This window comes from Pseudomonas avellanae BPIC 631, assembly GCF_000444135.1.
GTDB lineage: Bacteria > Pseudomonadota > Gammaproteobacteria > Pseudomonadales > Pseudomonadaceae > Aquipseudomonas > Aquipseudomonas avellanae.
The window spans coordinates 1-5,739 of sequence record NZ_ATDK01000310.1 but is presented as its reverse complement, the minus strand read 5'-3'; the positions used below and the strand labels follow the sequence as shown (position 1 = coordinate 5,739).

At 58.1% G+C, this 5,739-nt stretch carries 5 protein-coding genes and 1 pseudogene; 2 read left to right on the top strand and 4 right to left on the bottom strand.

The features are described 5' to 3' along the window. The first annotated feature begins 62 nt into the window (after positions 1 to 62). Positions 63 to 484: pseudogene (locus DW49_RS1000000134070) on the top strand (hypothetical protein). Positions 485 to 576: 92 nt separating this feature from the next. On the opposite strand, the gene DW49_RS0118895 reads toward DW49_RS1000000134070, so the two are convergent. Beyond that, complete coding sequence (locus DW49_RS0118895) at positions 577 to 1,644, bottom strand: GGDEF domain-containing protein (RefSeq protein ID WP_005619664.1); 1,068 nt, start codon at positions 1,642 to 1,644, stop codon at positions 577 to 579. A 108-nt stretch (positions 1,645 to 1,752) separates the two neighbouring features. Then, on the bottom strand, positions 1,753 to 1,914 hold the full coding sequence (locus DW49_RS1000000132875) for a hypothetical protein (protein ID WP_154655505.1): 162 nt from the start codon (positions 1,912 to 1,914) through the stop codon (positions 1,753 to 1,755). A gap of 127 nt (positions 1,915 to 2,041) precedes the next feature. Here DW49_RS1000000132875 and DW49_RS0118890 point away from each other — a divergent pair, with 127 nt between their 5' ends. After that, on the top strand, positions 2,042 to 3,025 hold the full coding sequence (locus DW49_RS0118890; RefSeq protein WP_005619665.1) for a DUF1853 family protein: 984 nt from the start codon (positions 2,042 to 2,044) through the stop codon (positions 3,023 to 3,025). Here DW49_RS0118890 and DW49_RS0118885 read toward each other — a convergent pair. Next, positions 2,991 to 4,271 carry an arsenic transporter gene (locus tag DW49_RS0118885; RefSeq protein WP_005619666.1) on the bottom strand — a complete coding sequence of 427 codons (1,281 nt, stop codon included), beginning with the start codon at positions 4,269 to 4,271 and terminating at the stop codon, positions 2,991 to 2,993. The genes DW49_RS0118890 and DW49_RS0118885 overlap by 35 nt on opposite strands. After that, positions 4,271 to 5,479 (bottom strand): MFS transporter, encoded by a 1,209-nt coding sequence (locus DW49_RS0118880; RefSeq protein WP_024420652.1) that lies wholly within the window; start codon positions 5,477 to 5,479, stop codon positions 4,271 to 4,273. The genes DW49_RS0118885 and DW49_RS0118880 overlap by 1 nt, the downstream gene beginning before the upstream one ends. Positions 5,480 to 5,739: the final 260 nt, after the last annotated feature.

Sequence of the window (5,739 nt, the reverse complement as noted above, 5' to 3'; positions counted from 1 at the left end):
ACTGGATCGTGATGCGTTCTTCAATGCTGAGTTCATGATATGACATAGGTTCACCGTACCGGATTGGTCAGGTGTTGCGCTCAGTTTTTGCCGCCGCCGCCATTTTTTTCATCCTGGCGCAATGGGATTTTGCGATCCCTGAAGTAAGGTTTTTTATTAAGATAAAGCGGCCAGAGGGCTTCGTTATACATGGATCACCGATCACCGTATAAGCAGAGGGGGTATATCGCCTGGCGGGGCAACCTCGGATGCCGGCCACATATTTAAAAAAAAAGATTTCTTCATGCATTTCCAATGGTGGGACAACGCAGGAATCAGCGGCTGCGTGAACATTGATCCAAAATGGCCAACTACCACGATCCACATTGATACCAACGGCCGTATCGACTTGAATGCCAAAGGGGCAACCAATGTAAATCGGTTTTCACCCTGCCCCGGTGAAGAGGATGATTTTCTCGGAGTGCCCAAGCCTGCCGCGTTGTAATGCATGTTCACGTCCGGCAAGGACGACCGATGATTATTTCAAATGTACCCAGCGGGGCTCCGGCCCTGTTTCGCCGCGTCTGAACAAAAACACTACGGCGCCAACGCCCGAACCTCTTCGCCCTCAGCCATCGGGCTTTGCGCCGGCAAATCAGTCATCGGCACCCCCCTCCAGAACGCCCGGTCCTTACCCTCCCGCTTGGCCTGGTACATATTGACGTCAGCCGTCTTGAGCACTTGCGAACTGGTCGAGTTCGCATCGATGTCGGCAAGCCCTGCACTGCAGGTCAGAGGGCTGACCGTGGGCGATCTTCTGATGGTGTCCAGCAGGCGCAGTACATAATCACAGGCCACAGGCTCACCGGAAACAGGAAGAATTACGCCAAACTCCTCTCCGCCCATGCGACCGAACGCAAGACTTCCCTGCGTTTGTTGCAGGCATGACGCCATGAGACGCAGAACTTCATCACCTGCGTCATGCCCGAACTGATCGTTGATGGTTTTGAAATTATCGATGTCCAGCATCAGAAAATAACTGCCACTGTTATTCGCCACATGCTCATTGAGCGCCAGCATCAATGCCCGGCGATTCAATATATCGGTCAGGTCATCGGTCAGCGACAGTTCGCGAAACCGGCTTTCCAACGTCAATACCTTGCGCAGGGTTCGGGTGTTGGTGTGATTGAGTACGACACCCAGAGCAATCAACGAAACAAAGAACAGCATCATGAATACATAGGCTGCACTGTCCGTGTCGATACCCTGCGCGGGAGACAGAATGATCCAGGAGAGCACCGACACAAACAGATAGTCGCGGGTATATACCACCAGCAACGTCGAGCACAGAATGATCATGATCGCGATCGGCAATGCCCAGTTGATACCCAGTTCGCTGTTCAACTGACTGGCCCGCGAAAAGCTCAGAGCCACGATGATTACCGACGCCATGCCCACACCACGCCAGACGCTGAAATGCGTGGCGCGATATTGCCACCAGCAGGTCAGCACCAGCCCCGTGGTCAAGGCGATCTCGCGAGCGCCGCAATTAACATTCGGCGTGACGATCAGGACAGCCAGCCAACAGACAATCGCAATACATTGCACAAGCGCAATGGCGGGCGAGAGCAGATGCTTTATCCGTGTCTGCATTTCACCATTCATAGACAACTCCAGGCATCCAGTTTCCCGAGAGGAACATCTGCCGCAAAAATACCGCTTAACCAACGCAGCAAAAGAGTCGACCGAATTTTTCATAATCACCCGGCTTGATCACAGTTGAAACAGACGGAATGAATAAACATGATTTACAAATATCGCTGATATTTCAAGCAGGAAAAATACAGCACCTGTTTGACAGACCGTACGCACGGCCTTATCAAAAGACTTTTCAACCGGCGCTTGCGCTGCCCCATGATTAATCTGCGCTGTCATTAATCTGTCTCTTGATTAAAGAACCACGAATTATACCGACAAACGGTTACAGGCCTGCGTATGAAAGCTTCGCCGCCTGTGCGCAAACAGACTGCCTGCGAGCACTGACTCACGCTATCCTCGGTGCATGACTCTATTTCCCAGCCTTATCGACCTGCCCCGCCAATTGCGCCACCCCGAGGTGCGCGACCTTGCCTGGGTGATCCTCGCGCCACCCATGCTTGAAACCGCACCCTGGCCGCAGCGCCATCCACTGGCAGGCAGCGAGTGGGTAAACGCCCCGGAACAACTCGCAGACTTCCTCTGGCGCCTCGACCATAACAGCGGCCCGCTGGAAGCATGGTTGGCGCTGGCGGCCACCCGGCGACTGGGCCGCTATTACGAACGGCTCTGGCAGTTCGCGGTACAACACGCACCGGGGGTGGAAATCATTGCCGCCAACCTGCCGATCCGGCTGGGGGGCCAGACGCTTGGTGAACTGGACATGCTGCTGCGTGACCGTGACGGCGTGCATCACATCGAACTGGCAATCAAGCTTTACCTGGGGCCGCAGGACGGTGACGGCCGCGACCCGGCCTGCTGGCTAGGGCCTGGCTGCAATGACCGGCTGGACCGAAAGCTTGCGCACCTGAGTCAGCACCAGTTGCCGATGTCGGCGCGTCCGGAAAGCCGTGAGGCACTGGCGGCGCTGGGCGTCGAGACCTTCAGTGCAAAATTGTGGCTGGGCGGCTACCTGCTGTATCCGTGGCCGGGTTCGTGCGCCTCTCCCGCGGGCGTTCATCCCCGGCACCTCAAAGGGCGCTGGCTGCACCAGCGTGACTGGAAAGAGTTTCTGGCACAAAGCACACCGGGCCGCTGGCAACCGCTGCCGCGCCACGCCTGGCTGGCTCCGGCGCGTTACGCCGAGGGCTGGAGCGACGGGCAGTTGCAAGAATGGCTGAGCGACCTCGATCCGCTGGCCCCGGCGCAATTGCTGGTGCGCCTGAGCGAGAACAGCGAGGGCCACTGGGAAGAAGCCGAGCGTCTGTTTCTGGTGTCGGACATGTGGCCGAACCTGGCCGATACCAGCCATGCTTTCAGCTCAATCGCAGCGCCAGCGCCGCCAGCGTGATCAACAAGACCGGCAAGGTCAGTACGATGCCGACTTTGAAGTAGTAACCCCAACTGATGGTGATGCCCTTGCGCTCCAGAACGTGCAGCCAGAGCAGCGTTGCCAGACTGCCGATCGGGGTGATTTTCGGCCCCAGGTCGCTGCCGATCACGTTGGCGTAAATCATCGCTTCCTGAATCGCCCCGCTGGCGTGGCTTGCGTCGATGGACAGCAGCCCGATCAGCACCGTCGGCATGTTGTTCATGATCGATGACAGGAACGCCGTCATCAGCCCGGTGCCCATCGCCGCGCCCCAGATGCCGTAGCCGGCAAACCAGTCCAGCAGATCAGCCAGATAATTCGTCAGCCCGGCGTTACGCAGGCCATACACCACCAGGTACATGCCCAGCGAAAAGATCACGATGTGCCACGGCGCTTCTTTCATCACCTTGCGCGTCTTGATCGTGTGCCCTTTGGCGGCGATGGCCAGCAACAGCAACGCACACACGGAAGAAATTGCGCTGATCGGAATGCCCAGTGGCTCAAGGGCAAAGCAGCCGACCAGCAGAATCAGCAATACCGCCCAACCGGCCAGAAACGTGGCCCGGTCATGAATGGCCGTCTCGGGTTTGTCCAGATGCTCGGGCTCGAACTCACGGGGGATATCGCGGCGGAAATACCCCATCAGCACGGCCAGGGTGGCAGCAACACTGGCCAGATTCACCGGCACCATCACGGCGGCGTAGCGGTTGAAACCAATTTTAAAGTAGTCCGCCGACACGATGTTCACCAGGTTCGACACCACCAGCGGCAGGCTCGCCGTGTCGGCGATGAAGCCGGCTGCCATTACGAAGGCCAGGGTAGATGCAGCGGAAAAGCGCAACGCCAGCATCATGGCGATGACGATAGGCGTGAGGATCAGCACCGCACCATCGTTAGCGAACAACGCCGACACCAGAGCGCCGAACAGCACGAACAAGGCAAACAGACGACGACCTTTACCCTTGCCCCAGCGCGCGACGTGCAGCGCCGCCCAGGCAAAGAAACCGGCCTCATCCAGCAACAGCGTAATGATGATCAGCGAAATGAAAGTCGCCGTGGCATTCCAGATGATGCCCCACACCACGGCAATGTCGCTCAGGTGCACCACGCCGGTCAGCAGCGCCAGCCCTGCCCCGAGCACCGCACTCCAGCCGACGCCAAGCCCCCTGGGCTGCCAGATGACTAGGGTGATGGTGAACAGGAAGATCAGCGTGGCTATGAGCATTACTTGGTCCGGGGCAGAAGAATCGCGAGAATGCCGAGCAGCGGCAGGTATGAACACAGTGTGTAGACGAACAGAATGCCGTGACTGTCAGCCAGATAGCCGAGCAAGGCAGCACCGATGCCGCCGAAGCCGAACATCAGGCCGAAGAAGATCCCCGCGATCATGCCGACGTTGCCCGGCACCAGCTCCTGGGCATACACCACGATGGCGGAGAACGCCGAGGCCAGCACAAAACCGATGATCACGCTGAGCACGCTGGTCCAGAACAGGTCCGCATAGGGCAGCGCCAGGGTGAACGGCGCAGCGCCGAGGATCGAAAACCAGATCACCGCTTTACGGCCGATACGGTCGCCAATCGGACCACCGAAGAATGTCCCGGCTGCCACTGCGCCCAAAAACAGAAACAAGTGCAACTGCGAACTGGCGACCGACAGGTCGAACTTCTCGATCAGGTAGAACGTGAAGTAGCTGGTCAGGCTGGTCATGTAGAAAAACTTGGAGAACACCAGAAACGCCAGCACTGCCAGCGAGGCGATCACGCGTTTTCTCGACAGGCCATGAGTCGCCGCCTGACCGGCCTTGAGTTTGAACAGGTTGAGGTGCGCGCGATACCAACGGCTGATCGCGTACAGCAAGCCCAGGGAAAACAGCGCGAACAGGCCGATCCAGGCCACATTGCCCTGCCCGAACGGGATGATGATCGCCGCTGCCAGCAATGGCCCGAACGCGGAGCCGGTATTGCCGCCCACCTGAAAGGTCGATTGCGCAAGCCCGAAGCGCCCGCCGGACGCCAGTCGTGCGATGCGCGAGGCCTCAGGGTGAAAGGTCGATGAGCCAATGCCGACCAGGGCTGCCGCCAGCAAAATCAATGGAAAGCTGCCTACCACCGACATCATTACGATACCGATCAGGGTGCAGATCGACCCGACCGGCAGTACCAGTGGATTGGGGTGGCGGTCGGTGTAGTAACCGACCCACGGTTGCAGCAACGATGCGGTGATCTGAAACGTCAGGGTAATCAGGCCGATCTGGGTGAAGCTCAGGTCGTAGCTGGCCTTGAGCATCGGGTAGATCGACGGAAGGATGGCCTGGATCAGGTCATTGATCAGGTGTGCGAGGGCAACTGCCCCGATGATGCGCATGACCAGCGGGCTGGTTTGGGGGGTGGTCGAGGCCGTCGCCGTTTCGGGCTGAGCGCTGGTCGCCATGATATTCATCCATAAAAAGGTTTTCAGGTCTCCCGGACGGTTAATTACAAAATGTGTCACACGCGCCTGGGCGCGCCAATGTGCCATTTTTCGGGGCGACTGTGCCACGTTTTGTTGCGTTTTTACTGATGGGTCGAGAAGTGCTCTGGCGGACGCCTCTCGGTTCTTTGCGTCGCACTCTGCGTCGTCAGTGCCACCGCGGTAAAAAAGCACTTTCTTTCAACTATCGTGCGACGCTCCGCGTCGCATGCAGTTCTGGA

Coding starts and splice junctions, on each gene's coding strand:
- DW49_RS0118895 (WP_005619664.1), bottom strand. CDS start 1,644: ATGAATGGTGAAATGCAGACACGGATAAAGCATCTGCTCTCGCCCGCC.
- DW49_RS1000000132875 (WP_154655505.1), bottom strand. CDS start 1,914: ATGACAGCGCAGATTAATCATGGGGCAGCGCAAGCGCCGGTTGAAAAG.
- DW49_RS0118890 (WP_005619665.1), top strand. CDS start 2,042: ATGACTCTATTTCCCAGCCTTATCGACCTGCCCCGCCAATTGCGCCAC.
- DW49_RS0118885 (WP_005619666.1), bottom strand. CDS start 4,271: ATGCTCATAGCCACGCTGATCTTCCTGTTCACCATCACCCTAGTCATC.
- DW49_RS0118880 (WP_024420652.1), bottom strand. CDS start 5,479: ATGGCGACCAGCGCTCAGCCCGAAACGGCGACGGCCTCGACCACCCCC.